The sequence below is a fragment of the Methylocaldum sp. GT1TLB genome (genome assembly GCF_051027445.1).
Classification (GTDB): domain Bacteria; phylum Pseudomonadota; class Gammaproteobacteria; order Methylococcales; family Methylococcaceae; genus Methylocaldum.
This window is the reverse complement of record NZ_CP194898.1, coordinates 2,175,772-2,201,390: the sequence shown is the minus strand read 5'-3', so window position 1 is coordinate 2,201,390 and position 25,619 is coordinate 2,175,772. Positions and strand designations below refer to the sequence as shown.

25 protein-coding genes are annotated in these 25,619 nt (G+C 57.8%); 8 read left to right on the top strand and 17 right to left on the bottom strand.

All coding sequences use genetic code 11. The annotated features are described in order from the left end of the window. Positions 1-374: 374 nt before the first annotated feature. The 4 genes from ACR2R1_RS09470 to ACR2R1_RS09455 are packed head-to-tail and all read right to left on the bottom strand — an operon-like array spanning position 375 to position 2,678. Positions 375-779: a CBS domain-containing protein gene (locus ACR2R1_RS09470; RefSeq protein WP_086134291.1), complete on the bottom strand. Its 405-nt coding sequence runs from the start codon at positions 777-779 to the stop codon at positions 375-377. Next, entirely contained in the window at positions 779-1,129 is a 351-nt protein-coding gene (locus tag ACR2R1_RS09465; RefSeq protein WP_077729416.1) for a P-II family nitrogen regulator, read from the bottom strand. The genes ACR2R1_RS09470 and ACR2R1_RS09465 overlap by 1 nt, the downstream gene beginning before the upstream one ends. Before the next feature lie 11 nt (positions 1,130-1,140). Then, positions 1,141-1,923, bottom strand: a complete 783-nt coding sequence (locus tag ACR2R1_RS09460; protein WP_077729417.1) for a DUF1538 domain-containing protein — start codon at positions 1,921-1,923, stop codon at positions 1,141-1,143. Beyond that, the gene (locus ACR2R1_RS09455; protein ID WP_347258287.1) at positions 1,920-2,678 is read right to left on the bottom strand and encodes a DUF1538 domain-containing protein; all 759 of its coding nucleotides are present in this window, start codon (positions 2,676-2,678) and stop codon (positions 1,920-1,922) included. The genes ACR2R1_RS09460 and ACR2R1_RS09455 overlap by 4 nt, the downstream gene beginning before the upstream one ends. A gap of 364 nt (positions 2,679-3,042) precedes the next feature. Between ACR2R1_RS09455 and ACR2R1_RS09450 the strand changes: the two genes are divergently transcribed. Next, positions 3,043-4,275 (top strand): cation:proton antiporter, encoded by a 1,233-nt coding sequence (locus ACR2R1_RS09450; RefSeq protein WP_086134292.1) that lies wholly within the window; start codon positions 3,043-3,045, stop codon positions 4,273-4,275. Between the two features lie 34 nt (positions 4,276-4,309). Here ACR2R1_RS09450 and ACR2R1_RS09445 read toward each other — a convergent pair whose 3' ends face one another. Both ACR2R1_RS09445 and ACR2R1_RS09440 read right to left on the bottom strand, forming a co-directional pair. Then, positions 4,310-5,533 carry a site-2 protease family protein gene (locus ACR2R1_RS09445; RefSeq protein ID WP_077729420.1) on the bottom strand — a complete coding sequence of 408 codons (1,224 nt, stop codon included), beginning with the start codon at positions 5,531-5,533 and terminating at the stop codon, positions 4,310-4,312. Between the two features lie 83 nt (positions 5,534-5,616). Next, entirely contained in the window at positions 5,617-6,342 is a 726-nt protein-coding gene (locus ACR2R1_RS09440; RefSeq protein WP_434113830.1) for a DUF502 domain-containing protein, read from the bottom strand. A gap of 327 nt (positions 6,343-6,669) precedes the next feature. Between ACR2R1_RS09440 and ACR2R1_RS09435 the strand changes: the two genes are divergently transcribed. Further along, positions 6,670-8,409, top strand: a complete 1,740-nt coding sequence (locus tag ACR2R1_RS09435; RefSeq protein WP_434113827.1) for a multicopper oxidase family protein — start codon at positions 6,670-6,672, stop codon at positions 8,407-8,409. Between the two features lie 292 nt (positions 8,410-8,701). Here the strand turns inward: ACR2R1_RS09435 and ACR2R1_RS09430 are convergent, their stop codons facing one another. The 4 genes from ACR2R1_RS09430 to ACR2R1_RS09415 all read right to left on the bottom strand — a co-directional run bounded on the left by ACR2R1_RS09430 (position 8,702) and on the right by ACR2R1_RS09415 (position 10,659). Beyond that, the gene (locus ACR2R1_RS09430) at positions 8,702-8,944 is read right to left on the bottom strand and encodes a hypothetical protein (protein WP_077729424.1); all 243 of its coding nucleotides are present in this window, start codon (positions 8,942-8,944) and stop codon (positions 8,702-8,704) included. Between the two features lie 9 nt (positions 8,945-8,953). After that, positions 8,954-9,466, bottom strand: a complete 513-nt coding sequence (locus ACR2R1_RS09425) for a cupin domain-containing protein (protein WP_086134295.1) — start codon at positions 9,464-9,466, stop codon at positions 8,954-8,956. Positions 9,467-9,646: 180 nt separating this feature from the next. Next, positions 9,647-10,165: a lipocalin family protein gene (locus ACR2R1_RS09420; protein WP_434113823.1), complete on the bottom strand. Its 519-nt coding sequence runs from the start codon at positions 10,163-10,165 to the stop codon at positions 9,647-9,649. After that, positions 10,162-10,659 carry a DUF2956 family protein gene (locus tag ACR2R1_RS09415; RefSeq protein ID WP_434113820.1) on the bottom strand — a complete coding sequence of 166 codons (498 nt, stop codon included), beginning with the start codon at positions 10,657-10,659 and terminating at the stop codon, positions 10,162-10,164. The genes ACR2R1_RS09420 and ACR2R1_RS09415 overlap by 4 nt, the downstream gene beginning before the upstream one ends. Before the next feature lie 156 nt (positions 10,660-10,815). Between ACR2R1_RS09415 and ACR2R1_RS09410 the strand changes: the two genes are divergently transcribed. Then, entirely contained in the window at positions 10,816-11,928 is a 1,113-nt protein-coding gene (locus ACR2R1_RS09410; RefSeq protein WP_434113817.1) for an RNA ligase, read from the top strand. Here ACR2R1_RS09410 and ACR2R1_RS09405 read toward each other — a convergent pair. After that, complete coding sequence (locus tag ACR2R1_RS09405; RefSeq protein ID WP_077729430.1) at positions 11,887-12,498, bottom strand: RNA ligase partner protein; 612 nt, start codon at positions 12,496-12,498, stop codon at positions 11,887-11,889. The two genes, ACR2R1_RS09410 and ACR2R1_RS09405, sit on opposite strands and share 42 nt — an antisense overlap. A 231-nt stretch (positions 12,499-12,729) precedes the next feature. Between ACR2R1_RS09405 and ACR2R1_RS09400 the strand changes: the two genes are divergently transcribed. From ACR2R1_RS09400 to ACR2R1_RS09385, 4 genes are all read left to right on the top strand, one after another. After that, complete coding sequence (locus ACR2R1_RS09400; RefSeq protein ID WP_077729431.1) at positions 12,730-13,113, top strand: DUF6394 family protein; 384 nt, start codon at positions 12,730-12,732, stop codon at positions 13,111-13,113. After that, entirely contained in the window at positions 13,110-14,822 is a 1,713-nt protein-coding gene (locus tag ACR2R1_RS09395) for a potassium channel family protein (protein WP_434113813.1), read from the top strand. The genes ACR2R1_RS09400 and ACR2R1_RS09395 overlap by 4 nt, the downstream gene beginning before the upstream one ends. Before the next feature lie 90 nt (positions 14,823-14,912). Next, positions 14,913-16,325, top strand: a complete 1,413-nt coding sequence (locus ACR2R1_RS09390) for a M20/M25/M40 family metallo-hydrolase (RefSeq protein WP_434113810.1) — start codon at positions 14,913-14,915, stop codon at positions 16,323-16,325. 361 nt (positions 16,326-16,686) lie between these two features. Continuing rightward, positions 16,687-16,989: a hypothetical protein gene (locus ACR2R1_RS09385; protein WP_156880697.1), complete on the top strand. Its 303-nt coding sequence runs from the start codon at positions 16,687-16,689 to the stop codon at positions 16,987-16,989. Between the two features lie 199 nt (positions 16,990-17,188). Here the strand turns inward: ACR2R1_RS09385 and ACR2R1_RS09380 are convergent, their stop codons facing one another. The 4 genes from ACR2R1_RS09380 to ACR2R1_RS09365 form a co-directional block, all read right to left on the bottom strand. Beyond that, complete coding sequence (locus ACR2R1_RS09380; protein ID WP_434113807.1) at positions 17,189-18,349, bottom strand: papain-like cysteine protease family protein; 1,161 nt, start codon at positions 18,347-18,349, stop codon at positions 17,189-17,191. A 231-nt stretch (positions 18,350-18,580) separates the two neighbouring features. Next, positions 18,581-19,930 (bottom strand): hypothetical protein, encoded by a 1,350-nt coding sequence (locus ACR2R1_RS09375; protein ID WP_168183827.1) that lies wholly within the window; start codon positions 19,928-19,930, stop codon positions 18,581-18,583. A 371-nt stretch (positions 19,931-20,301) separates the two neighbouring features. Further along, the gene (locus ACR2R1_RS09370) at positions 20,302-21,063 is read right to left on the bottom strand and encodes a Crp/Fnr family transcriptional regulator (RefSeq protein WP_434113804.1); all 762 of its coding nucleotides are present in this window, start codon (positions 21,061-21,063) and stop codon (positions 20,302-20,304) included. 831 nt (positions 21,064-21,894) lie between these two features. After that, positions 21,895-22,770 (bottom strand): radical SAM protein, encoded by an 876-nt coding sequence (locus ACR2R1_RS09365; RefSeq protein ID WP_434113801.1) that lies wholly within the window; start codon positions 22,768-22,770, stop codon positions 21,895-21,897. A gap of 181 nt (positions 22,771-22,951) precedes the next feature. On the opposite strand from ACR2R1_RS09365, the gene ACR2R1_RS09360 reads away from it, so the two are divergent. Then, a complete protein-coding gene (locus ACR2R1_RS09360; protein WP_434113798.1) occupies positions 22,952-23,632 on the top strand; it encodes a hypothetical protein in 681 nt (226 codons plus the stop codon). A 396-nt stretch (positions 23,633-24,028) separates the two neighbouring features. Here the strand turns inward: ACR2R1_RS09360 and ACR2R1_RS09355 are convergent, their stop codons facing one another. Together ACR2R1_RS09355 and ACR2R1_RS09350 are read right to left on the bottom strand one after the other, a co-directional pair. Beyond that, positions 24,029-24,757, bottom strand: coding sequence for an MBL fold metallo-hydrolase (locus tag ACR2R1_RS09355; protein WP_133717444.1), 729 nt, complete (start codon positions 24,755-24,757; stop codon positions 24,029-24,031). 259 nt (positions 24,758-25,016) lie between these two features. After that, positions 25,017-25,340 (bottom strand): hypothetical protein, encoded by a 324-nt coding sequence (locus tag ACR2R1_RS09350; RefSeq protein ID WP_434113795.1) that lies wholly within the window; start codon positions 25,338-25,340, stop codon positions 25,017-25,019. Between the last annotated feature and the right edge of the window lie 279 nt (positions 25,341-25,619).

Sequence of the window (25,619 nt, the reverse complement as noted above, 5' to 3'; positions counted from 1 at the left end):
CTAAGTCAGCCAAACAAACCTGGTCGCCTGTCCACAGATTTCGTGGACAACCTTGTGGATAAATATGGGGATGAAAGCGGCGGCACCTGATATTTTCGGGCCTTACGTTAGTCTGGCCAGGTTTTTTTCAGGCCCGGTTGTTGGACGGATTAAAATCGTAAACTATTGATTTTGCGAAGATGATTTATTACGAAATGATGAATTGATAATTTACGGTATCGCCTTAACTAAGCGCTGCTTGTTCAAAATCCTGTCAAGTCTTGACAGTGGATAACTTTTCGATGCCGTATCGAAAAAGTATAGCAGTGGCTCAAAAAAGTGCCGTGGCTCACCTTGCCTGATTTGGGCATCGGCGGAACAGACGGAAACGGCCCTCAAACGATCTGATAAAGCCCGTCCAGCACGAGTGTGTTGGGACTTATCATGCCCACGACGTTGCGGCCGTCCAGCACCGGGGCGCGTACGAGATTGTGATTTGCGAACAGGCGCGAGCAGTACCGGATATCCATGTCGGGGTGCACCGAAATCACCGGCTTGCTCATGATTTCGTAGACATTGACCCGATCGGGCGCACGATCTTTCGCCAATACGTGCCGAGCAATGTCCCCGGCGGTGATCAAGCCGTATTCGTCGTCATCGTGCCGCTTGTTGACCACCAGCACCGAGGTTCTCATCGATTTCATTTTCTTCAAGGCTTCGCTGATGGTGGCGATGCCGTCGATCGTTCCGAAATCGGTCTTCATAACGTCCCGGACCCGGATAATGGGCTTCTTTTCCATTAAAGTTCCTCCTCGACGATGGGGGCTAATTTTTCCATTTGATGCGTGATCCCTACGGCGTCTTCCACATCGATCTGAAGCGCGATTCCGGTGCCGGGCTTTTCGTCGAACTTGCCCGCACGGCCGATGGCTTCCAGGATATGTCGAGTCAGATGCTCCTCTACCAGGAACAACAGCACGTCCCTTTGGCTTTCCAGGCTCAGTCCGAAAAACGTTTTCGTTCGCTTGAGTCCTTCGCCGCGGGCATTGGCGATGACGGTGGCGCCGGTAGCGCCATGTGCACGAGCGGTTTTCAGGATGAGCTCGGTTTTATCGTCTTCCACGAAGGCGATGATCAGTTTGAAGCGCATATGAGGCTACCTTAGTCGTTGTTGGCCGCTTGATTGCGCCGACTCAACCACATGGCGATCTGGCCGTAACCAAGCACGTTGATTATAGGAATTAGACAAGTGAACGCAATCAGGCCGAATCCGTCCAGCAAGGGATTGCGGCCGGGAACGGCGGCGGCCAGACCCAATCCGAGTGCCGTCACGATGGGTACCGTTACCGTCGACGAGGCCACATTGCCGGCGTCGTACGCGAGCCCGGCGATGACCTTGGGGGCGAAAACGGTCTGAATGGCTACGATGGCGTACCCCGTAAGGATGTAGGTGTACAGCGGTGCGCCGGTAACGATCCTGAACGTGCCTAGCGCCAGTCCGCCGCCTACGCCGAGGGCGACCGCGAGACGGAGCGGCAGGGCTCTGATGCTTCCGGCCGAAACCTCCGATACCTTGACCGCAACGGCGATGAGGGTGGGTTCGGCCATGGCCGCGGCGAATCCGATGCAGCCGGCAAACAGATAGACCCAGATATAGTTATACCAATGGACACGATCAGGATCGGGCTCGATACCGAGAAAATCCGGCGCGGTCAGCTGTTGAGCCATCAGATCGCCGATCGGAAACAGGGCCATTTTGAGTCCTACCAGAAATAGGGCAACGCCTAGCAGGACGTACAAAAAGCCCACGAGAATCCGGCCCGGGTGAGGCAAGGGTTTTCTGATGACCAGCAGTTGGAAGAGCACCAGCAAACCGATGATCGGGGATACGGCGCGCAGGGTCTCCAACAATATATTTCCGAATTCGTGCAGCCACTCGTTCATGCAAATATCCCGTATCCCATGACGAAGATCATGGACATCAAGGCGGCGAGGGCGAGCAGTCCGAAGCCATCGCTCACGGGATTACGCCCAGGAATGGAGGACGAGAGTCCAACGCCCAACGCAGTCACCAGGGGCACGGTGATGGTCGAGGTGGTCACGCCGCCGGAATCGTAGGCGATGCCGATGATTTCCGGCGGCGCGAAGATCGTCATGATGCCTACGCCAGCGTAGCCGCCGACGATCACATAAGGAAGCGGCCAGCCGCGGATGATGCGGATCGTGCTGACGATCAGCGCGAATCCCACCGCCGTGGCGACGGTAAGGCGAAGACCCAGTGCGTATGATTTGCGGGCCTCTACCGAAGCTGTAATCGCGCCGTCGTCGGCGGCGATGCGGGCTGCTTCGTCGGCGACGGCGATAAGTGCCGGTTCGGCTACGGTGGCGCCGAATCCCAGTGCGAAAGCGAATACCAGTATCCAAAATAGGCTGCCCTTGCGGACGAACGCATGGGCCATGCTTTCGCCCAGCGGAAACAGCCCCAGCTTCAAGCCCCGCATAAAAAAGGTCAGCCCCAAAACGACCAGCAGCATGCCTGCAACGAACCGTCCGGCCTCGGGAATCGGCTGCTGGATTACCAGGATTTGAAAAAACAGGATGACCACCACGATGGGCACCAGATCCAGTGCGCTGGCGAGTAACTGCCGAACGAAGCGGTTATGCAAAACCCGTTCGATGAAAGGAAATTTTGACCCCATAAGTACAATCGTGAATCTTGCTCGATATGGATTGGTAGATGTGCGACCGCGTTGATGGCAACTTGGCGAACGCGAGTGCCCTAAGTGCGCGAAAATCGCCTCTTCCAGGTCGTTCCGAACCGACGAGGTTGAGGGGGTTTTGCGCTAATAGTGCACCCGGGGTGGGATAGTCTAATCATCGGCCATTTTGGTCGTGCTGTGCAAGGTGGTTGTCACGCTAGTGGTACATTAAGCCGGTATCATGCTGAGTCCAGAGAACGATGATTGAAAGCGTGCGGGACTTGACCGACGATACGTTTTTCCGGTTCTCTAGGCGTTTCCCCATACGAGTTCGCCGAATCGCCACATCGGGAGAATATGTCCTATGGAATACCCGGTACACGGATTCTTCCTCAATCTTCTGATCATTCTCTTGAGCGCGCGCATGTTCGCCGAGCTGGCGGCGCTGGCGCGGGTGCCCCCGGTGGTCGGAGAACTCATGGCCGGAGTCGTTTTGGGGCCTACGGTGCTGGGCTGGATCGAACCGAGCCAGACCATCCGCATGCTGGCCGAGATCGGTATCATTTTGCTGTTGTTCGAAGCGGGGCTCGAAACCGACATCCGCCAGTTGGCGCGCGCCGGCTTCAAATCCTCGATCGTGGCGGTCAGCGGCTTCGCCTTGCCGTTCGCATTCGGCTTCTTGGTGAGCTATGAAGTCTTCGAACGCCCGTTGCTCGAATCCCTTTTCATCGGCGGAACCCTGACCGCCACCAGCATCGGCATCACGATACGGGTTTTGACCGACCTGCATCAGAGGCACTCTCACGAAGCTCAACTGGTGCTAGGGGCCGCAGTAATCGACGACATTCTGGGGGTGGTGCTGCTCGCGATTCTTTATGAGTTTTCCATCGGCGGCGGTATCAGTTATATGAACGCCGGCCGGGTGCTGCTGTTCATCGCCGTATTCTTCCTGCTGGCTCCGATTTTCGCCAAGCTCATATCGCTGGAGATCAGGCGCTTCGACGAGTTCAGCCAGACGCCGGGACTGATTCCCACGACCGTTGTGTCCTTGGTCCTTTTTTTCGCCTGGCTATCCCACGAGATCGGCGCGCCCGAACTTCTCGGGGGATTTGCGGCAGGACTCGCCCTTTCCCGGAGATTTTTCCTGCCGTTCGGTCTGGCCGTGCATGCCGGTACCGAATTCGCCGAGCGCATCGACAATCAGATGCGCCCCATCATTTATCTGTTCGTGCCGATTTTCTTCGTGATGGTCGGGCTATCGCTGAATCTCCGAACCATCGATTGGACGTCCCCCTTCATTTGGGTGTTTTCGCTATCCCTGATCGGTACCGCAATAGCGGGCAAGCTGTTCAGCGCGCTGTTCATCAGCGAACGCTGGGTGACTCGTTTTGCCGTCGGGCTGGCGATGATTCCGCGCGGCGAGGTAGGGCTCATCTTTGCCGAGCTGGGGCGGACATCGAACATCTTGAGCAACGAGATCTATGCCGCCTTGATCATCGTCATCGCCTTCACCACCATCTTCGCGCCGCTGCTGCTGAAAGGGTATTACCACGCCCTCGGGTCCCGGCTTGCAGCCGAACCGGTTCGCAGACAGTAAATCCCGAGCCTTGCCCGCCGATGGGCGGTTTCCGTCAGCCGAGAGGCCGCGAAGCAGGCCGGCCGCCTTCAGTGACAGTCAGGCCGGCATGAAGCGATAGCCATTTCAAAATATCTTCGCGCCGGACGAATCCGAGGAGCTGCCCGTTTTTCAGCACCGGCAGCTGATTCACGTCACGCTTGCCGAAAAGGTCCAGCGCGGCGGCTGCGTCCTGCTCGGGAGAAAGAGTCACCAATTCGTGTCTCGGCGTCATGATGTCGCCGACAGTCGTGGTCCTCCACGCGTCGCGCGGGCGCTTCGGCAGATCGCGAAGGCAGATCATTCCGATGAACTGGCCGCGCTCCTCGACCGGAAAAGCGCGTTGTCCGCTCGGCATCAGGTGTTCGTCCACCAATGCCTGAAGAGATAACTGCGGCGCCACCCGCTCGAACCGGGTGTGCATGATGCGCAGGACGGGCACGTCCTCGAGCCATTGGTGAACGAGCAACTGGCGGTAGCTCATGACGGCCGCATTGTTGAGGAACCAGCCGATCAAGGCGAGCCACAAGCCATTGATGAAACCGGCCCCGAATATCGGTACGCGCAATCCCAGGATCATGAGAAAGCCGGACCCCATCAACACCCAGGCAAACCCTTGCCCGACCGCCGAGGCGCGGCGCGTAGCGGTGAGCAAATCGCCGGTCGCGCCCCACAGCGCGGCACGAAGAATCCGCCCGCCGTCGAGCGGAAAGCCGGGAACCAGATTGAACAGGCCGAGAATGATGTTGATGGGGCCCAGCCACATGAGCAGGCTGACGGTAGGCCCCAAAGTCGCGAACGATTGCTGCGGGTTGTCGGGATCGATCTCCATGGGACCGATAACCATCTTGGCCAGTCCCAGAAAAACGAATCCGAGCACGAGGCTGGTGATCGGCCCCACGGCTGCCATGTACAACTCGGCGCGCCATGAGGGAGGTTCTTTCTCCATATGCGCCATCCCGCCGAACATGAACAAGGTAATGCGCGGAATCGGAATACCGTTGGCTCGGCCAACTATGGCATGGGAAAGTTCATGCAAAAGCACCGACCCGAAGAACAGCAAGGCCGCGGCGATTGCGGTTCCCCAAATCAGCAGCGGGCCCCAGTCCGGATGCCAAGCCGGAAACAAGCCGGCCCCGAGACTTAAGGTAATGAGCGAGAAGATGATCAGCAGGCTCCAGTCAACCAGGATTTCGATGCCTGCCACGCGCCCGAGGCGCAAAGCTGTTCGTGCTCCCATGGTAATGCTCCGTTCGGTTGGTCCGGCCGTCGATAAACTCTTTGACAGTTTCGGGCGGGATAAAGCATCGGAACGCGCAAATCTCACCCCGATCGACTAGTTGGTTCTTTCATCGGCATTTCGCTGCCGTCTTGTCCGCGGCGTTGGGCGTCCGAAAAGCCGACATGCTCGCGGGTGCTGGTCCCGCACGATATGACGAATTGCATGCCTTCTTCCACGGTCCAATCGGTGGGCGTCACCTGGGAAAAGGGCACGATTTCCATATAACCGGACGTCGGATTCGGAGCGGTGGGCATATAAACCACCGCCAGTTCCTCGCCGGTTTCGGTATCCCGGACGATGCGTGTCACAAAGGCCACGGCCCGCATTTTCTCGGTGGGATAATTGATCAGCACGACCCTTTGGATCTGCTCCGGTTGCGCTTGAAAGGCGAGTAGCAGCCGCTTGGTGGAGCCGTAGATGGCTTTCAGTACCGGGATTTTTTCCAGCAACAATTCAAACCCGATCAGAATCTGCCGACCGACCACCCGGCTCGTCAGCCAGCCCAGCATGAAGAGCAAGACGAGGGTGATCAGCAGGGCGAGCACCGAATCGATCCAGCCGTTGAGCATCAAATCCGCCAGCTTGGGAGAAAATGTATAAATGGCTCTATACAAGGCCGGTATCCAAGGTCGCCCGAAGGCGATCAGCTTTGCCAGGATGAAGTCGAAAACGAGCCAGGTGAGCAGTATCGGGGTAAGGACGACCAGCCCCGCGAGAATGTTTCTCTGCACGTGGTGGATGAAAGATCTTCGCCGTTTGCTCTCCATAGAAATTACCGACAAACGTTTTGCAAAGTCGTTGCGTGATTCAGGCTCGCCGAGATATCGCGAGGTTCAAAAATTCTGGCTACGGATCGGCGAAATCCGTCTTTCAAGACGGGGCTGCGGCAATCTGTCCATAAGAAAATCATTGAATTATTATGCTGTCGCTCCTGTCCTAGGCGTATCATAGTACCGGTCGGCAGGACTGCGCGATCATTCGGTTTCCAGGAGGAAGAGATCTATTTATTCCAGGCGCTCGCCGGTCGAGGTGAACAACCCCAAAAGATGCGGCTGAGCCGTCTGCGACCATAACGACAGATTCGAGGAGAGCTTATGCAAGATCCAGTCGATCGTTCGCGCCGCCGCTTCATTTTTCAAACCGGTGTCGGTTTATTAGCCGCAGCGAGCATGCCGGCATGGGTGCGTGCCATGGAGATGCACGGCATGCCCAAATTGACGCCCAATCGGGCGTCTCCCGCCTTCAAGCCCGATGTCGAGATCGAATTGGCTGCCCGCCAGGGCTCCATATCCATTCTGCCGGGACAGGCGACCCGGGTGCAGCACTATACCGCCAAGTTGCTGAGTGGCCCGAAGGATACGCTGACCGAGCTGCCCAGTTGCTATCTCGGACCGATCATCCGCTTGCAAAAGGGCCAGAAAGTCCGCATTCATTTCCGCAACGACCTGATGGAACCCACTATCACCCATTGGCACGGACTCCACGTCCCCGCGCTGATGGATGGCCATCCGATGTACATCATCGATCCGGGCGAGACCTTCGTGTATGAATTCGAAGTGATCAACCGGGCGAGCCTCAATATCTATCATCCGCATCCGCACGAAATTACCGCGAAGCAGGTGTACTACGGTCTTGCCGGCGGCTTGATCATAAACGACGAAGAGGAGGCGAGACTCGAATTGCCTTCCGGCGAGTACGAGATACCCATTGTCCTTCAGGACCGCCGGTTCAATGCCCAAAACCAGTTGATTTACGGTCCGCACATGCACGATCGCATGATGGGATTCTACGGCGACCGCATCCTGGTCAACGGCCAGCCGAATGCCGAGTTCGAAGTGGCCAGCCGCGCCTACCGTTTCCGTTTCCTCAACGGCTCCAATGCCCGTATTTACAAACTCGGCTGGAGCGACGGCACGCCGGTGACCGTGATCGGCGTCGACGGCGGACTCCTGGAGTCCCCGGAAACTTTCCCTTACGTGATGCTGGCACCCGGGGAGCGCCTCGATGTCTGGGCGGATTTCAGCGGCCGGCCCAAGGGCACTGAGTTGACGATGCGCAGCCTGCCGTTCTCCGGCGTGCTGCCGATGATGGCCGAGCACATGGGGGGGCGCGGCGGAAGGGGAGGCATGGGCGGCATGATGGGAGGAATGGGCATGATGGGCGCCATGGCCTTGCCCGTCGGCAGCGATTATCCCCTGTTCAAGATCCGCGTCACCCGCGAGACCGGCGAGAGCCCGAAGCTGCCGAGCCGGCTGTCGAAGATCGACCGCTATACGCTGGACGATGTCGCCAACCCCAGCAAGCCCGTGCCGATCGCCATTTCTGAGTCTCCGATGGCGATGCTGCTCAACGGCCGCTCCTATGCCTTCGACTATATTCAGCCGTTCGAGCGGATTCCGCTCGATACCGTGCAGCTCATGGAAATTTTCCATACTAGCGGCGGCGGACACGGCATGGGCCACGGTATGCGAGGCCGCATGATGGGAATGATGGGCGGCCACGGAAGCGATGCTCAGCCAGAAGGGCAGGGCATGGGCGGTATGGGCATGAGGGGTGGCATGGGGATGATGTTTTCCATGGCGCACCCCATCCACCTGCACGGCGACCAATTCCAGATCATCAGCCGCACCGTAGCCGTCGAGAGAGCGGACAGCTATGCGACGGTAAAAGACGGTTTGGTCAGTAGCGGCTGGAAGGATACCGTGTTGGTTATGCCTGGCGAGACCGTGCGCATGATCAAGCCGTTCCACCACTTCAAGGGCGTGTTCATGTATCACTGCCATAACCTCGAACACGAGGACATGGGCATGATGCGGGATTTCTTGATCGAGTAGCCGCCGGGATTTGTCTGTCAACAATATCCCGCCACACCGGAAAACGATGGCGTTGTAGCGTTGTAGGGTGGGTTAGGCGCGCATCACGCCGAGTCCGCAAAGTTCCCTCTGTGTTTCCGCGCGCCGTAACCCACCAGGCAAGGCCGCGGAGCCGGTGGGCTTCGCTTCGTTCTACCCACCATCGATGGGTTTCGCTTCGCTCTACCCATCCTACGCCTACGCCGGAAACATGAGGCGTAATCGTGTTTTCCGTCCAACTCGAGGCCGGCATCCTTCGCCGACGCCTGTCCCTCTAATCGGCTCTCAGCCGCTTTCCATCGACTTCGATCAGGCGGTCCAAGCGAATCTCCAACCCGCTCTTCAACTTCAGGAATTCCTCCTTGTCCCTGGCGTAAATATCCTCGATTCGGTCCTCGACGGTAACGGGATCGCCGGACGCGTCCCGATAAGTGATCGGGCACGTACGGCGTCTCACCGCGAGCGTTTCCAGTTCGTCGTGGAAATCACAGCTGATGGGTTGGTAATGATCCGTCACCGGAATGGCTCAGTGATGGGTATAGTCATGGAAGGATTTCTGAAAAAGCGGCGTCAGGGTTTCCCACAAGACTTCGCTTCCTTGCGCGATGAAATACGAGTCGCCGGGTGTCAGATAAGTGATTGTTCCCGCTGAATCTGTGATTTTGAGCACCCCGTGAATGACTTGCATGTGCTCGTCGAACGGGAAGACGATCCGGATCCTGGCTTGTCCGATCTGCTCGAAAACCCCGTGCACGGTAGTGTCGTCCGGAGGAGGCGGCGCGTCGAACCGCATCTTGATGGTCGGATTGCCCTTCAACACCGTTCCGCCTAGCGCCGGTATCTGGGAAGTGACATCCACGAAATCGGAATCGTCGACGATCCGTCCCATCTTGTAGATCATTACGCCGGTATTCGAGGTGTTGGAGCCTTGAACGCCCTCAGTCATGTCTGTGGTGCCGGCCCAACCATGACCACTATAAAGGATCAAAGCGGAAGCCATGGAAATCGCAATGCGCGAGATGGATTTTTGAGACTTCATCGATACCCTCCCTGAGTTTCCTTCGATTACCGTTGAGAAGAACCAGCGGTTTCCTTCGGAAGAAGGAACGTGGCGGAAGGGTATATATCCCAAAAAGACTTGTCAGGCAAGCGGACGTCCGGGCCGCCTGAGCCGGCTGTATGACCGATCGTTGACTTGGCCGATTGGCGGATATGCTGGTTACTTCTCGCTGTGGTCGACGTAGATCAGACGATCGGTTGCAAATCCGAGCGCTTCGGCTTTCGTGACCAGGTGGTGTAGTACAGAGGATTCCAGTGTCTTCTCTCTCGCCAATATCCACAAATACGATCGGGTGGGGCCGGAAACGAGGGCATAGGAGTAGTTCTCCTTGTCCAGATCGATAATGTTATAGCCGCCGTAAAAGGGCCCGAAAAACGAAACCTTCAGCCGGCCGATGTCCGGACTTTCCACGAAATAGGCTTTGCCTGTCGCTTCCCGCCATTCCTGCTTTCGGGAGTCGAAGCCCCGGTTGACCACCTTTATGCCGCCGTCCTCCCGAAGGCCATAAGTCGCGGTGACGCGGGTCAGGCCCCGTTCGAACGAGTGGTCGAGGCGCGCGATTTCGTACCAGGCGCCGAGATACCGGCTCAGTTCAAAGCCCTGAACGGGCGAAACGCCTTTGGGGATGCCGGCGCATCCCGCGAGAAATAGGGTGGACAGGAGTGTCAGCAGTTTCATTGACCGTGATTCAGTGTAACGGCCTTATAGAAGAACCACCCGGAAAACCCGGCAAACGCCATGGCGGCGACCAGGGACGACCAGACGGGCAGGGTAAAAGGACCAAGGCTGGCCGGCCATCCGGCGACCAGCGAAACGGCGAGGATGCCGGCCATAACGGCGAAGACTCCTCCGCCGAGGAGCAGCATTCCGCTGATACCCGATTCAGCGAGGTCCCACGCGAAATCCGTTTCATCCTCCTCCCGCTGTTGGCCGGTTGACTCGGCCTGCTTGAGTTTGATCGCTTTCTTGCGCGCTTTATCCCGTTCCCGGGCCTTGGCGCTCTGCTGTTTCTTGTAAAGCTCGATGCCCTTGGCGATGCCTTGCGCGATCAGCTTGGTTTGTTCCTTGGTCTGCCCCGGCTTCTGGATACTCCTCGCGACCTTGAGCGCTTCTTCCTGGATGCTTTCGTTGACTTGAGTCTGAATCGACGGTCGAGAATCGGTCTTGGACATGGTGTTTCAGAAGAATGAATTTAATTTCCTCACGTTAGTCCAGGAATGGGGCGTTTGACAATTGCTTTCATAAAGCGAGCCGGATTCAAACGGGTTGCCTCGGCCATCCCAGAGGTCTATTTATTCAAGGTATCGATCTCCCGGAGCTTATTACTCGTGATTTCAGAACCCGCAATCGACGCCGAACGGATTCGAAAGGCCGTGCAATCGGGCAAGGCAGCCGATGCCGAAAGCGGCGGTTTGCGCCATGTCCGATTCGTTCACGATTTCGAGGACATTGCGCGCGGCACCGTCGTCTTCGACGAAGGAACCGTTTACGGCTATCCGGCCATCGGACGGCTGCTCGCGCTGCGAACCGGGCTCGCGAAGCAACTTTCCGGTCCTTTCTGGATGGAGGAGAAAATCGACGGTTTCAACATCCGTGTGACCCGAATCCAGAATAGCCTCATCGCTCTGACCCGCGGCGGTTACGTTTGCCCCTTTACCACCGATCGCTTGCCCGATCTGCTGGACACAGCGATTTTCGACGATCAGCCGGATTTGGTGCTGTGCGCCGAGGTCGCGGGGCCGGACAATCCCTATATAGAGAGCGCGCCGCCGTTCATTTCGGAAGACGTGAGGCTGTTCGTGTTCGACCTGATGCGGCGGAACAGCCCGCGCTTTCTGTCTCAAGACGAGAAAATGGAGCTGATCCGCCGGTATGCCCTGCCGTCGGTCGAGATCTTCGGACGTTTCGAAACCAGCGATATAAAACCCATTTCGGACATCCTGAAGCAACTCGACGAGGAAGGCCGCGAAGGCGCCGTGTTCAAGGAGGATTCGCCCCGCCAGCGGCGCACCAAGCATGTCACCGGCAGCGCCAATCTTTCGGACATCCGAACCAGCGTCTACAGCCTTCTGGATTTGTCGCCCGAGTATTTCACCAGCCGAATTCTGAGACTGGCATTGTTTGTCGACGAGCAGGAGCTGGAAGGATTCGACGATTTGAACCGGCGGGCCGGGGCGGCATTCCTGGACGGTTTGCAGGAAGCCATCCGGCAGCACCGCAGCGAAGGCCGGGTTTCCCACCGCTTCCGCTGCCGTTTCCGCGATCCGGAAAACGCCCGCCGCTTGATCAAATATCTGAAACGGGCCTCGGGCCACGTTCAGGTCGTCCAGCGGGAGTTGAAGCCGGAGGGCGGATTCTGGCTACTGGAGTTCGACCGCATCTATCCGTCGCTGAACGGTCTATTGAGCGACTGGCTGGCCGGGAAAGTGGTGTTCGATTAGCGTTTCCAGAACGCTGCGGAGGTTTTCCGGCATCAGGATTTTTACGCCGACCTTGTCGGCCCATTTCCGAAGTCCCTCGTCGGCGGATATCAGGACGCCGTCCAATTCGTACGCCAGCAGCAGCACGTCCATGTCTTCGCGGCTGTCGATGATGCCCTGCCGCAGCGCTTCCCGGTAACGCTCCCTGAGCCGGTTGATGACCCGTCCCGCGTCCTGGATTTCGCCGGTTTCCCGGGCGGCCTTGGCGTATTCCTCGGCGATGTGCTGGCCGCGGTCGATGCGCTTGCGCACTTCTTCGATGAGTTCGTAAACGATCTGGGCGGGAATCTGCAAGTTGAACTTGCGCGGCGAGCGGATGCGTACGCTGGCCTCGAAAGCCGGCGGCAGTTCGCCCATGTTTTTCATGAGGCGGAGCTCGTCGTACACCGAGCGCGGCATGAAACATTCGACGGACGTCTGGCGGACCAGTTCGAGAAAGCCGAGTATGGCGCTCGGCGAATCGACGCCGAATTGGGTGTAGATGTCGGGATTGGTGAAAACGCTGGTATCGAGGACGAAGCGCTCGGTCATGGCGGCTCCTGCGCGGGTTTTGGAAGGTTATAGCCAACCGGGTCGCGAACCGTCAACCGTTACTGCATGCGATTCGTGACCGGCGAGCAATGCTTTTCATTACCCTTGGAATCACCCCGGCCGCACACGTTGCAAACCTGGCATAAGGGGAATATGTTGAATCCGGCGGCCTAAGCCTGAGGAGAATGCCCCGAGTGCGGACGTATCCGCTTATTCACTGAGAGGAGTTGCATGAATCTGGAAAAAGTCGTCTTTGGTTTCTTCATCGTTCTCGCCGCCACGCTCAACTTTGGCTTCTTCGTCGGCGAAATCGACAAGCCTCATCTTCATCATGTCTCCGAGTTGTTCGCCGCCATAGTGGTGAATCTGATAGCCACCGTGCTCAAATTCGGCGATCGCACGCAGATCGGCGCGATTCATCTGGCCACCAGCCTGGTGGCCGACCTTCAGTTGATCGCCGCGGCCGTGGACTGGGGCTATGCGGTTTATATGTCGGCCGAGGGGCTGACGCCCGGAGCCATGGCCAGCGTGGTTTCGCTTGCCGGCGGTGCGATGCTCGCCAATCTCATTTCCGTGACGATGCTGATCGCCGAGACGGTAATGCTGCGCCGATGAATACAAGCCCGATAAACACCGCCTTTTTTGTCGCGCTCCGCCACATGCGGGCGCCGCTGATCTTCTTGATCGGGATCTTTGCGATTTCGGTGGGCGGGCTGGTGCTGATTCCCGGTGTCGATGCGCAGGGAAATCCCTGGCGGATGGATTTCTTCCATGCGCTTTATTTCATCAGTTACACGGCAACGACCATAGGCTTCGGCGAAATTCCCTACACCTTCACCGATGCCCAGCGACTGTGGGTCATTTTCTGCATTTTCCTGTCCGTGATCGGCTGGGCCTACGTCATCAGCAAACTGTTTGCCGTGATTCAGGACCGCGGTTTCAAACAGGCGCTGACCGGACAACGCTTCGCCCGTTCGGTAAGAAGGCTGGGAGAACCTTTCTATCTGATTTGCGGTTACGGGGAAACCGGCCAGTTGCTGGCCCGTTCGCTGGATTATCTGAACATCCCGTTCGTGGTGATCGACATCGATCCCGAGCGTATCGACGAACTCGATTTGCAGGATTATCTATTCGATGCGCCAGGCCTGGCCGGAGATGCCCGGCTGCCGAACAATTTGATCATGGCCGGCTTGATCCACCCGAACTGCGTGGGCGTCATCGCCCTCACCAACGACGACTCCGCCAATCTCGCCGTCGCCATCGCGGTACGGCTGTTGAATCCGGAGATTCCCGCATTGTGCCGGGCGACGACGGTCGACGTGGCCGCCAATATGGCATCCTTCGGTACTCGGCACATCATCGATCCGTTCGAGAAATTCGCGGAATATCTCGCGCTGGCGATACGGTCTCCCGGCTCCTACCGACTGCTCGAATGGCTGACAGGGCTGCCGGGCACGGAACTGGCCGCCGAGCGGGTGCCGCCTCGCGGGAATTGGCTGGTGTGCGGCTACGGGCGATTCGGGCAGGCGATCGTTCGTCATATCACGCACGAACAGTTGGACGTAACCCTGATCGACCCGAAGCCGCCCAGCCGCGAAACGGCTCTGCCCTGGGTTCTCGGCGTGGGCACCCGCGCCGAGACGCTGTGCGAGGCCGGGGTGAACGGAGCGGTGGGCATCGTCGCCGGTACCGACGACGACATCAACAACTTGTCGATTGTGGTCACGGCGCGCGAGCTCAACCCCAATCTATTCGTGGTGCTCAGGCAAAACTTGCAGGCAAACCGCGAATTGTTCACGGCTTTCGATTCCGATTTCACGGTGGTTCCGAGCGAAATCATCGCGCACGAATGCCTGGCGATCCTGACGACGCCGCTGCTGTCGCGCTTTCTCGCGATCGTGAAGCGCAAGGACGATGCCTGGGCCGACGATGTCATCGCCCGGATTTCCGCCGTCACCGGGACGCTCGTTCCCGCCGTCTGGAGCGTGACCCTCGATTCTCGGCAGGCCCCGGCCGTCGCGGAGATGATCCACCGCTCGGCGATTGGTTTGGACAGCCTGATGCGCGATCCCGTCGACCGGAATCGGCAGCTGCCCTGTATCCCGTTGATGGTGGTGCGGAGCGCCGAGGACATCGAGATTCCTGCGCCGGAGCTCATGCTGCGCGAGGGCGACAGCATCCTGTTTGCCGGGCTGTCGTCGGCCATTCCGGACCAGCAGTCGATACTCCGCAATCTCAATGTCCTGAATTATGTTTTGTTCGGCACGGAGGTAGCCAGCAGCTGGCTTTGGCGAAAGCTGACCGGCGCCGAGGCGGGACTCTAAGGGTACAGTCCATCTTGGCCACCTGGTGGACGGACCGTTTGCCGCTATGACAGACTTTTTCGATTGACGACCCTGCGAGAAGACATACCGATGACCATTCACCCTGACGCACTGCGGCAATCCATCGATGAATTTTGGGACCGAGAGATCCTGCCGACGCTCATCGATTACATCAAGATCCCCAATCTGTCGGTTGCGTTCGATCCTGACTGGCAGGCGAACGGCCACATGGAACGGGTGCGCCGGCTGGCGGTGGACTGGCTGAACGCGCATCCTGTTCCGGGCTGGACCCTGCACGATCTCAGCATTCCCGGCCGGACGCCGCTGCTGCTCCTGGACATTCCGGGCAATCTGGACAAAACCGTGCTGATCTACGGCCATCTGGACAAGCAGCCGGAAATGGAAGGCTGGCACGACGGTTTCGGGCCGTGGACGCCGGTACTCAAGGACGACAAGCTCTACGGGCGGGGCGGCGCGGACGACGGTTATGCGCTGTTTGCCGCGGTTGCCGCCTTGAAAGCGCTGGAAGGGCGAAAGCGCCCTCGCATCGCGATTCTGATCGAGTTCTCGGAAGAAAGCGGATCGCCCGATTTGCCGCCTTATCTCGAGCGTTATGCCCATCTGATCGGCAAGCCGGAGCTGGTGATCGCGCTCGATTCCGGGGCCGGCGACTACGAGCGCCTCTGGTCGACCACCTCGCTGCGCGGCCTGGTGAGCTGCATCATCGATGTGAAGGTGCTGACCGAATCCGCCCATTCGGGCATTGCCAGCGGCATCGTGCCTTCGTCCATGCGGATCATGCGCCAGTTGCTGGAGCGCCTGGAAGACGCGGCAACAGGCGGCATTCGCCTGTCGGAGCTCCATGCCGAAATTCCGGTTCAGCGCCGGGAGCAGGCGAAAGCGGCGGCGGCGATACTGGGCGGCGGCCTGCTCGAAAGTTTCAGCGCGGTGCCGACGCTCCGTCCGGTGAGCGACGATCCGGCCGAACTGCTGCTCAACAGTACCTGGCGTCCGACGCTTTCGGTAGTCGGGCAGGGCGGCATGCCGCCGCTGCAATCGGCCGGCAACGTGCTGCGCGCGCACACCGCTTTCAAGCTGTCCTTCCGCCTGCCGCCGACGGTGGACAGCTTGAAGGCCCAGGACGACATCCGTCGCGCGCTGACCGCCGATCCGCCTTACGGCGCCGAGATTTCCGTCGAGTTCGAGCAGGCCGGAACCGGCTGGGACGCCCCCGCCCTGGCGCCCTGGCTGGAGCGGGCCACGAGCGAGGCCTCGCAAACCTTCTACGGCCACGATGCGGCCTATCTGGGGCTGGGCGGCAGCATTCCCTTCATGGGCATGCTCGGCGAGCAATTCCCCGAAGCCCAATTCCTGATTACCGGCGTTCTGGGCCCCAAGAGCAACGCCCACGGGCCTAACGAGTTTCTGCACATTCCCTATGCGAAGAAGCTGACGGCGTGCGTGGCATATATTCTGGCGAGATACTCGGAGTTGGCGGGTTGAATATCCAGCCGCCCAAATGTGTAGTCTGGCTTGAGCAACGAAACCCGGCAATTTCGCGGGGTTGCCGGGATTCCCTCGTCATTCCGGGGTGCTTTTGGGACACGTGGGAGTCGTAGGTCGGCAATCCCTTGCCGATGAAGCCGTCGGGAAAGGATTCCCGACCTACTTGGTGGCCCGGTTTTGTAGGTCGGCAATCCCTTGCCGACAGACCCGCTGGGGGCCCTCCAATAAGCAGAAGAATGCTCTCGCCGTCCCCGGAGCGGGGCCGACCGGCCGAGATCTTCAGCCGATAACCGACTCCGGATTCCGTCAGAAGATGTTCTGGCTTGGCGAGATCGACCTTTAGCTGACCGGTCGCGAATTGTCCGGCCCCGATGCCGCCGCAGTCGAGGCTATCGCCCGGCAGGCCGTGAAAGACGGCACCGTACCGCTGCACCCGGAATCCGGCAGCTATCCCGTCCGCGATCCCTTCCGGAACCGCCGGGAGTTCGCCGCCCTCCTCGGTTATTGGTGGCAACTGCCTCCGGAGCTGGAGCGGTATTACCCGACCCTCGAAGAGGACGGCGCCGCCTCGGCGATCGCCGACGACGGCACCGAAAGATGGATTTACTCTTCGCCGAAACGGCTCGGCGTTGGAGAAGAGTTTCTGCTCCGGACCGGATAGTGAAGGGCAGGGCGCCGGCGATCATTCGCTCTTTGCCGAGTTGATGCGGCAAAGCCACGAGCCCACGGGAAAACGGCCCGATAATCGAAGGCTGGGGTCGCCGACCGATCAATTGGGACGGATTCCGCGAAGGCCCCGGCTTGGTTACGGAGATAGCGATGTACCGAATGCGATTTCCGCGATCGTTTACCGCATGCGATCAGGCGCCCATCGTCTCGTCCATTTGCGCCAATGGACGTGCCGCCTCCCGCAGGGCATCGAACGCGTCGTCCAGAGGCACCGCCTTGCAAGAGGCCAATCGGCCGACGGCGCGCAAGGGCACGAGCACGTCCTTGGTTTCATCTTCACAATTAATCCATAGCGCCTCGAAATTGAGAGCAGGCACACGGAACATTCTCAGTTCACATTCCTCGCCGATCTGTTTAACCGTTGCCAGCGCTTCCGCCATGCCACGCGCGAAGGGTTCCAGATGGTTCTTCGATGCGGACATCTGCAGCAGGCGTGGTTGTTCCTCTTCGCTGACATCGAAGAAAGCCTGTGGCGTGTCGCCGGATATTTCATAGACACGAATACCGATCGCGTGGGGTGCCGGAGCTCGATCGGCGACCAATGAATCCAAGCCGACCGAATAGATGCGATGGGCCATTCCAAGGGAGGCACGTCCTTCCTGCAAGGCATCGCGCATGTTCCCGGTGAACGTCATATCTTGCTTCAAGCTCAACAGCGGTCGAGCTTCCCATATCCGGCGGAGAATTGGTTCTTTGGGAATCAATAGTTTAATCGGCATCTTGAAGTAACTCTTGGTGAAGTATGTGTGCGTCCAAGTTCCGCTGCCTTGGTAGTTACTGGCGAACTCCGAGACGGCAAGATGGCTATTGCCGTAGATCGGGTCATCAATATCGAAGTATTCGACACCGCCAACAAGGCTATAGCCGCAGATCACCATGAAGTGGCCACCACCCCCGTTCCAGCCAACCCGCGCGCCGACGGGTCGTCCGGCATCGATTTCATCGCGTATCTGCTGAAAGCTGGCCTGTCCCATCATACTGACAAAATTATCGGTGCGCGTCAGCGCCCGATCGAGATACCACGGAACGTTACACGCCGGTGGGACCGTGCTGTTGCAGCAATCGCTTCGTCCCAACTCGCTGCTCGCGACGCGGCACTGCGTCCATGTGCTCGTGAGCCAATAAAAGTGAGACACGCTTGTTGCCGTCGCGGCCCAACACCAGTTGGATTCGGTCTGCGCCTGCATCTCAAAGGCCAATTGCTTTGATGCGAAGAGCTTTCCCAGAATGCTCACCTCCCGTAACAGAGAGCTGTACGGGCGACTTGTAGCCAGTGTGAAGGATGCATTCATACCTCATTTCCTCCTAATCAATGGTGGGCAAGGTCCCCAGCTGAGGCACGTGCCATGATGGCCCGGGCCAAAGCCGGGGATGCTTAACGCTAACTCGGACGTTCGCCGAGTCGCCGGGCAGGGCTACCCCGCTAGGGGTTCTATCTCTTGCGAAACAAGCCTTCCCGGTCGGTCGGCGGTTAAAAGAAGCACATTGCTCCGATACGAGAGCGGATTCACGAAACCCGCCGGTTACGATGCGCTTCGGGCGTGTCTGTTCAATACCCGCTCTATCGTTCGGGGAGGCTTGATGGCAACACGGGGATATTCCGTCAAGTCAACGCCGAACACGTTCACGCTCGGGTCGGAGGAAAATTCCAGGGATGTCGCCGGTTCGTCCGATACCGTGTTATCCAGGATCGCATCGAGATTGTTATTGGCGTCTTGATACGACACTGCTTGTGCCTTGTCCAGAAACGCCACGAACTGCTTGTAGTCATCGGAGGTCGTGTCCAATATCGATGCCTTCAAGCCGGTGACGTAGTACTCGTACTTGAAGTCGAAGGTCAATTTCTCCACCGTTGCACAACTGGACGTGAAGGCATGCTGGGAGGAGTCGACCGAGATGTAGTAGTACTTGATCTTGGGGAAGTAGACGGTGGTCTGGTCCGAAGCATCTACGGGAACCGCTTCGTGACATTGACCGAGCAAGGCGGTCGCATAATGCCTGGACTTGTCGTCCCAACTCGCCCGCAGGGATTGTCCGACTCCTTGCACAAACTTCACGACATCGCTCACGATGCTCTCGGGAGCCGCAGCCGCGTCGAATAGAAGCTTGATCAGCGAGGTGCTGAACTCGGTGATGACCTGAGTTACAGAGTAAGTTTCCGTTGTGACCCTGTAATTCGTGAGTCCGCCGGCCTGAGTCAGCAGAAATTGCATATAGTGGGTCACGGCGGCGTCCCACTGCGTTTTCGGCACGCTGTCTCCCGGCAGAACCTTGCCGGGGTTCTTCTGTAGATAGCCGAAAACCTTGATTCGCAGGGTCGCGAAGAAGTTGGAAACTTTGTCGCAGACCTCCCGTCCGGTTTTGTATTCCGGGTTGCTGGTAACGAAAGAGCTGGACATGTTTACGAACGAGATCAGTCCATCCGAGTCCTGGAAGGCCGATTGGTCCGTGGCGAGGACTGCGTCTAAAGCCGCGTGGGGGCCGGCGGCGATGATTTGATCCAGTTCAGCCAAGGACATGGTCGATACGGCACTCAGCTTCAACGCGCCGCCATGGGTGCTTTCACCTGCTTCCACGACCTCTACCCACGTTTCTTCCACCTGGAATAGCAGCCTGTCGCTTTTACCTTTTCCGTGCGTTCCACTCGGGTATATTTCTACATAATTGTTCTTGCCCGCCAATTTTCTGGCGTCTATTCCTTTCTTCCTCAAAAGAGAAAGCCACTGCGACATGTAGTCGGGTTGTCTCTTGGTATCAAGGCAAAGCTGCGCAATTTCGCGCAACACCTCCTTTGCCTTCCCTTCGTCTTGAAGAGACCTGTCAATCTGTTTTTCGATCTTCGCCACATCCGTCCGATTCTCATAGGTACACATATCAACCTCCGAAATGTTGCGGCGCTTGGTCCATAAATTAAGCTCCCTCGAAGCGCCCTTTAGCGGCGGAGCCTAATGCGTTAGCCTGGAGGTGCTGAACTTCCGCCGGAGAGGAAATGTCCAGCGCATCTTCAGAACGCGCTGACAAACTAACTCGGCCGCAACGAGATATCGGTACGCTGGCGTACCCAATGCAAAAAAAATTGGAATCGAACGGATGATTTTGACGCTGCAAGCATGCTGTTAGTCCTGTCTGCACGGTTAAACAGGACTGGCGTATCCGCGCTACCGCAGCAACCGGCCGCTCCCCTTCCGCAGTGCCCGGGCCACGCCCCCTAATGGGCGCCGATTGTTCCGGCGTTCCCGACTCCTTAATGACGGATGGCGTTTCCAACCCGTCGCGATTTTGCTTCCTGGTTGACGGCCCAATAGCATTCACAAACGGCCGCTTCCAAGCCCGACCGGTCCAAAACCGTGATTCGGCCCCGGTAGCAAACAATCAGTCCCATTTCCTGCAAATGGCCCGCAGCGACGGTGACGGTCGCCCGGCGGCCGCCCAGCATGTTGGCAATGCCGTCCTGCGTCACGGCTATCTCGTTAGACGAGAGTCGGTCGAGGCGCAGGAGCAACCAGCGACATAGGCGTTGCTCCATGGAATGGAAACGATTGCACACGGCGGCTTGTGCAACCTGAGCAAGAAAGGCTTGGCTATAGCGCAACAGCACGCGCTGGAGTAGGTCGCCGCGGCAATATTCAGCATGCAGCGAGGCAAGCTTGATTCGGAATGCGTCCCCGGCGAGTGTGCAAACTTCCTGGCCTGGCGCCGTCCCCCCCAGGAAGGTGTTTAAACCCACGACGCCATCGTTGCCTATGACGCCGATTTCTACGGTCGAACCGCTGGCCAGGGTATAAATAAATGAGACAAGAGCGGTTGTTGGAAAATACAGATAAGCTTGCGTGCAAAGCGGGGTTTTCGGCGAAATTCGGGTAATCTCCAGATGGGGCGTCAGACGCTCGATCTCCCCATGGGAGAGTTGGGTAAGTAAACGATTACCGACGACACAGGAAGACTTACGAACCTGTGAAGCTACACCCGCTCTCAATTTTGAAAGCTCCTTGGCATAAGTGGACATGTCCCTCATGTAAAGTAGCCTCGATCCGTGGCTCGGTCGGTACGCTGGAGTACCGTAAGTGTCCATTGCAGAACGGGGAGTCTCAATAACGTGATATCGGCGGCGAAGCCGCGAGACAGCTAAGCCTTATCGTCGCGTCCAATTCCACATCGCGCCCGTCGACACAATAAGCTCGTCCTCATCTTTAGGTGCGACGGAGTATGGCGAGACCGCCAAGGGGGTGAGCCGTTTCGCCACGAGCTCACGCCGCGTCCGGGAAGGTGCGGGGCATCGAAGCACCGGAAGGTCTCTCGTGCTGGATGTGCTTGATGCCGGAGCCGGTGGGCGTCAGTCTTGGAGAGTGTTGCGACCTGATCAGGCCCTGTCCCCGTCCGGGCCATTTGCGCAATCGTTTTGGGCTTCCGACGCCGCCTTGGTGAACTCGGGCTCGATTTCCGACATCCTCGGCGGGGATTCCTAAGTTGAAAAGGAGGTCAGGAAGATGGATGAGACAGGGATCGTTACCCTTTTTCCTTTCGGCGGTCGCGGCGGATTTACATAGCAACTGCACGATTTCGCGCTGAGGGGAATAAATTTCTTTGCGGTGTTCAAGATTCTACGGCCCGTGGCGATCGGCCGGGTCAATCGGGAGTTTGCGAAGTGCCCCGAATCCTACCGTCCGTGCTTTCTCACCGCGAAGTTGCGCTGGTTCCCAGACTCCCGTTTGGGAACCCAGTTCGAGAAGCTCCCGCTTCGCGATTCGCATGCGGTTTTGAGAAGCTTGAGTTTCTCGGATAAGACTCCGAAGCGGGAGCTTGGGAGCCAGCGGAAAGAGTGTCCTTTCGGGTCGAATCATCGGTTCACGCGGACGGCCATGTCGAGCGCTCGAATCGCCTCCGCGATTCGATCCAGAAATGCCTCAGGCAAAGCCGAGAGCCGTGGCGCCTGCTCCTGCATCGAGGGCCGCGCGAGGCCGTAGAGCAGGATGCCCCGGATCGGCACGCTACGCCGTTTGAGCTCGGCCAAGAAATCCAGATACGCGTCCAGTTCCGCTTCGGAAGGTGGCTCGCCGTCGAATGCGAATAGGCAGGTTTGAATCCAGGTGGGACAAAGCCGTGCGCTGATCTCCAGATTGCGGAGCACGGTCTCCGGGGCGAGATTGACCTGGTTGATCCGAAGCATGCCCTCGGCCGTTGCGCTGTCGACTTTGAACCAGACTTCGCCCCCGAATTCGCCCCAGCGTTTCACGCCTTTCTGCACGACGGGCTTGTGCATCAGGCTGCCGTTGCTGATCAGCACGAGCTTGATCTTGCCGAGCAGGCCGAACTCGCCGCAAACCGCGCCGATCCACTCGACGATCCGGTCGAAGGTCTTGCAGCTGGTCGGTTCGCCGTTTCCCGAGATGGCGATGTCCTTGATGGCGCGCTGTTCGTTCGGTATCTGAAACCGTTCGTAGAAATCGCCGAGCAAGATGTCGTTCAAGAGTTCGAGCAGCTCTTCTCGCAGACAGTCTTCATCAATGTCGGGAGCGGCGCCGCGGGCGAGATTCGGCACCTGGCAGTAGACGCAACGCCAGTTGCAGGCATTGTTGGGGTTGAGATTGATGCCTATGGATAACCCGCCGGAGCGCCGGGAAATGACCGGGTAAACATAGGTGAGGCCGGCGCTGTCGCGGCTGTGGTTCGTGGTGGTGAGTCGATGCATGAATTGACGGGAGGGTTTGCTCATTAGTCAGGCGTGATGTTTACAAGTTTCTTGAAATACTACCTTCCCCGCAATCGATTTTGCCCGAGCCCAAGGCCTCAGCACACCGTTTTGCCGCCGTAGCCCGGTTCCGGCTCGGTGTTGAACTCAGACTCGATTTTCGACATCCTTGACGGGTTCATTAGTTGACAGGGAAGTGCAACATATGGATACAACAGGGACTGTTTCCGTTTTTCCGTTCGGCGGGCGCTGCGGGTTTACCCAGGAACTGCACGATCTCGCGGTGAAAGGGATAAACTGCTTTACAGTATTCAAGATTCTACGAGCGGTGACGATAGGGCGGGTCAATCTGGAGTTTACGCAATGCCCCGAGCCTTACCGACCGAGCTTCCTTACCGCGAAGAGGCTTCGCGAGTTCGCCCTTAACCCCGAAAACGGGATGTCGGAGAGCTTCATAGAGGAGGCGTTGGCAAAAGGCGACGAGTGCTACGGCATCTGTGACGGCAATCAGCTCGCCTCTTACGGCTGGTATTCGTTTCGCCCGACGCGCATCGATCCTCCGGATCTGCTGCTGCGCTTCAACCGCGACTACGTCTATATGTACAAGGGATTCACGCATGCTCGCTATCGCGGGCAGCGGCTCCACGCGATTGGGATGACGCTGGCTCTGCAACACTATCTCGGTAAGGGATACAGGGGACTGATCTCCTACGTCGAGTCGAACAATTTCGACTCGCTCAAGTCGGTCTCGCGGATGGGATATGAGGAGTTCGGCTCGATCTATCTGATGAGGGTTTTTGGCCGCTACCTCACGCATGCGAGCCGCGGCTGCGAAAGCTTTGGCTTCGCCCTCGAGGAACTGTCGGCGGAACCCGCCGGATTGTAGCGGCATCCGGCCCAACCCATTCTCTCCCAGGGAGCCGATCTACAGCGCAGGCCATCGAGGTCAAAAGGAATCAGACGCGACCATTTTGCTTCCTCGGGCTGCCCATCCTTTTCGGAGCGTAGCATGAAATATCCTAGTTTCCGAAATGCAAGCGGCAGGTCCAGAAGTGACCGAATGTGTATGGTGGCGCCTTGCAGTTGCTCCAACGTATGCGAGGTAAGAACCGCAATTACCCGCATGCCGGCTTTCAAACCGGACGCTACTCCGGCCGGGGCATCCTCGAGTACGATACAGCCCTTTGGCGGGACAGGATCGGAACCGGCGGACGCTTCATGTTCTCAACGGCCGATGGATTAAGTCGGTCATTTGGGTATCCCCAAGGCCACGCAGCCTGTACTAAGCCGATAGTGCATCGGCCAGAGCACGCAGCAGTTTCGCGCCGTCGCCGGACCAGGCGCTGCCGTGCATGCACGCCAGGGTGGTCGGCTCGGTGGCGGCCAGCCGCTCGAGGAGCGCATGGGTATCCCGCCCGTGCGAGAAGTAATCCATTTTCTGTCGGAATGCCTCGCTGGGTCCCAGGATGTCCGTTTCCGTGACCGGGGGTAGATTCGCGCCGCCCTGCGTGAACAGATCGCCGCAGAGCAAGGTGCGGGTTCGTTCTTCCATCAGGAAGCCGCATTCCCAGGCATGGGGCAGATGGGGCGTATCGAGCCAGCGCACGCGATGTTTGCCCAAGGTCAGCGTCTCTCCGTCTGCGAGCGCCCGAGGAGCCCGATCGGCCAGATCTTGGATGGAGACCATCGCCGCAACCGCACCGCACACAGGCACGGATCGAGGGGATACGGCAAGCCATTCATTGAGTGATCCACACTCGTCAGCCTCCACGTGCGAAAAAGCGATGTATCGAAGCCGTTCGACCGGCAGTATGCTCGCCACGGCTTCACGCACCAAAGGAAACATCTTTCGAGGCCCGGTGTGGAACAGCAAAGGCTCATCGTCGACGATGAGATATTGGTTGAATGTGAAGCCGCCTGCGCCTTCGATCACAACTGGCGTATTGATGCGGTAAATCCCTTCGGAAACTTCATGGACGTTGGTCCCCGATTGGCTATTCGTAACAGTCATGGCATTCTCCTTGATCCTCAATTATGCGGTTCATGATGGGAAAATAGGTCCTCGTTATCCAGAGCTGGCGATAACGGGTTGATTCAAAAATGAGAAAAACGGTTCCTAAGCCCAGAGTCCCGATTGATCGCCCTTCTTAGACGCTTTTCTCAGTGGGCTTTCCCATCACCATGATGCTTTTGTTTTCATGAAATCCTAACGACGAGTAGAAGCGCGAATGGATATTATCTCTATGGGTAGCCTGGTATATTCTTTATACTCAACTTTCTCTTAGCATTTCCTCAAGCGTCATCGTAAGAGCTGTGCCGACTTTTTCCCTTTGAATGGCTTTGCTGACACATGTTTCTTTTAGGCAATAAGGCGTAGCGCCATTCCATCGCTGAACTTCTTCAAAAAGAAAGCCACATGTATCGTCGATACTTATTTTCTTGATAGCGACTGCTTTAGGAAGAGCTAGAAAGTCACTCGGCTTTTCAAAGGTATTGTTCGGCGTCCATTCTTCATTCCAGGGAAACTCATGAAAACTAGCGACATATAGATCAGAACAACGGACTAAATCACCATCATCAATGTTCGAAAACATTATTTCCATCGTTTTGTTCAAGCTATTGCTTCAGTAGCGAAAAAGGGGGTAGACGCCTAAAATACCAGTATATGACCCTATTTTATTCCGTTTTGATAACAGACCAAGTCGAACCTGCCGACGGACAATGGTAGCGCCTCGATAAAATTGACGGAAAATTTTGCAAACTTTAGCCTATTCTGAAATTCTTGCAGATAGTCCTCCATGAGTAGTTTCCAGCAACTTTTCTCCTCAAAACGCCGACCCCAAGTTAGTTGTGAGTCCTGCAGTCTCGGCAGA